1 rRNA gene (running past one end of the window) is annotated in these 2,514 nt (G+C 56.8%); it reads left to right on the forward strand.

The features are described from left to right. A 23S ribosomal RNA gene (locus ACFW48_RS38260) occupies positions 1–2,474 on the forward strand; it begins 727 nt to the left of the window's first position. Positions 2,475–2,514 lie beyond the last annotated feature (40 nt).

The raw sequence follows: 2,514 nt of genomic DNA on the forward strand, positions 1-2,514 counted from the left end.
GTCTCGTGACTGCGTGCCTTTTGAAGAATGAGCCTGCGAGTTTGCGGTGTGTTGCGAGGTTAACCCGGGTGGGGAAGCCGTAGCGAAAGCGAGTCCGAACAGGGCGATTTTAGTAGCACGCTCAAGACCCGAAGCGGAGTGATCTAGCCATGGGCAGGTTGAAGCGGAGGTAAGACTTCGTGGAGGACCGAACCCACCAGGGTTGAAAACCTGGGGGATGACCTGTGGTTAGGGGTGAAAGGCCAATCAAACTCCGTGATAGCTGGTTCTCCCCGAAATGCATTTAGGTGCAGCGTCGTGTGTTTCTTGCCGGAGGTAGAGCACTGGATAGGCGATGGGCCCTACCGGGTTACTGACCTTAGCCAAACTCCGAATGCCGGTAAGTGAGAGCGCGGCAGTGAGACTGTGGGGGATAAGCTCCATGGTCGAGAGGGAAACAGCCCAGAGCATCGACTAAGGCCCCTAAGCGTACGCTAAGTGGGAAAGGATGTGGAGTCGCACAGACAACCAGGAGGTTGGCTTAGAAGCAGCCACCCTTGAAAGAGTGCGTAATAGCTCACTGGTCTAGTGATTCCGCGCCGACAATGTAGCGGGGCTCAAGCGTACCGCCGAAGTCGTGTCATTGCAGCAATACGGCCAACGCCGGCTGTGATGGGTAGGGGAGCGTCGTGTGCCGGGTGAAGCAGCCGCGGAAGCGAGTTGTGGACGGTTCACGAGTGAGAATGCAGGCATGAGTAGCGATACAAACGTGAGAAACGTTTGCGCCGATTGACTAAGGGTTCCTGGGTCAAGCTGATCTGCCCAGGGTAAGTCGGGACCTAAGGCGAGGCCGACAGGCGTAGTCGATGGATAACCGGTTGATATTCCGGTACCCGCTGTGAAGCGTCAAACATCGAGCATCGTGATGCTAAGGCCGTGAAGCCGTTCCGGACCCTTCGGGGAAAGGAAAGTGGTGGAGCCGCCGGACCAAGCGGTTAGTAGGTGAGTGATGGGGTGACGCAGGAAGGTAGTCCATCCCGGGCGGTGGTTGTCCCGGGGTAAGGGTGTAGGCCGTGCGATAGGTAAATCCGTCGCGCATATGGCTGAGACCTGATGCCGAGCCGATTGTGGTGAAGTGGATGATCCTATGCTGTCGAGAAAAGCCTCTAGCGAGTTTCATGGCGGCCCGTACCCTAAACCGACTCAGGTGGTCAGGTAGAGAATACCGAGGCGTTCGGGTGAACTATGGTTAAGGAACTCGGCAAAATGCCCCCGTAACTTCGGGAGAAGGGGGGCCATTCCTGGTGATGGGATTTACTTCCTGAGCTGGGGGTGGCCGCAGAGACCAGCGAGAAGCGACTGTTTACTAAAAACACAGGTCCGTGCGAAGCCGTAAGGCGATGTATACGGACTGACGCCTGCCCGGTGCTGGAACGTTAAGGGGACCGGTTAGCTCCATTTCGGTGGGGCGAAGCTGAGAACTTAAGCGCCAGTAAACGGCGGTGGTAACTATAACCATCCTAAGGTAGCGAAATTCCTTGTCGGGTAAGTTCCGACCTGCACGAATGGCGTAACGACTTCTCGACTGTCTCAACCATAGGCCCGGTGAAATTGCACTACGAGTAAAGATGCTCGTTTCGCGCAGCAGGACGGAAAGACCCCGGGACCTTTACTACAGTTTGATATTGGTGTTCGGTTCGGCTTGTGTAGGATAGCTGGGAGACTGTGAACTCTGGACGCCAGTTCAGGGGGAGTCGTCGTTGAAATACCAGTCTGGTCGTGCTGGATGTCTAACCTGGGTCCGTGATCCGGATCAGGGACAGTGTCTGATGGGTAGTTTAACTGGGGCGGTTGCCTCCTAAAGAGTAACGGAGGCGCCCAAAGGTTCCCTCAGCCTGGTTGGCAATCAGGTGTTGAGTGTAAGTGCACAAGGGAGCTTGACTGTGAGACCGACGGGTCGAGCAGGGACGAAAGTCGGGACTAGTGATCCGGCGGTGGCTTGTGGAAGCGCCGTCGCTCAACGGATAAAAGGTACCCCGGGGATAACAGGCTGATCTTCCCCAAGAGTCCATATCGACGGGATGGTTTGGCACCTCGATGTCGGCTCGTCGCATCCTGGGGCTGGAGTCGGTCCCAAGGGTTGGGCTGTTCGCCCATTAAAGCGGTACGCGAGCTGGGTTTAGAACGTCGTGAGACAGTTCGGTCCCTATCCGCTGTGCGCGTAGGAGTCTTGAGAAGGGCTGTCCCTAGTACGAGAGGACCGGGACGGACGAACCTCTGGTGTGCCAGTTGTCCTGCCAAGGGCATGGCTGGTTGGCTACGTTCGGGAGGGATAACCGCTGAAAGCATCTAAGCGGGAAGCCTGCTTCGAGATGAGGACTCCCACCCCCTTGAGGGGTTAAGGCTCCCAGTAGACGACTGGGTTGATAGGCCGGATCTGGAAGCACCGCAAGGTGTGGAGGTGACCGGTACTAATAGGCCGAGGGCTTGTCCTCAGTTGCTCGCGTCCACTGTGTTGGTTCTGAAACCACGAAC

The sequence above is a fragment of the Streptomyces sp. NPDC058812 genome (assembly GCF_042744565.1).
GTDB lineage: Bacteria > Actinomycetota > Actinomycetes > Streptomycetales > Streptomycetaceae > Streptomyces > Streptomyces thinghirensis.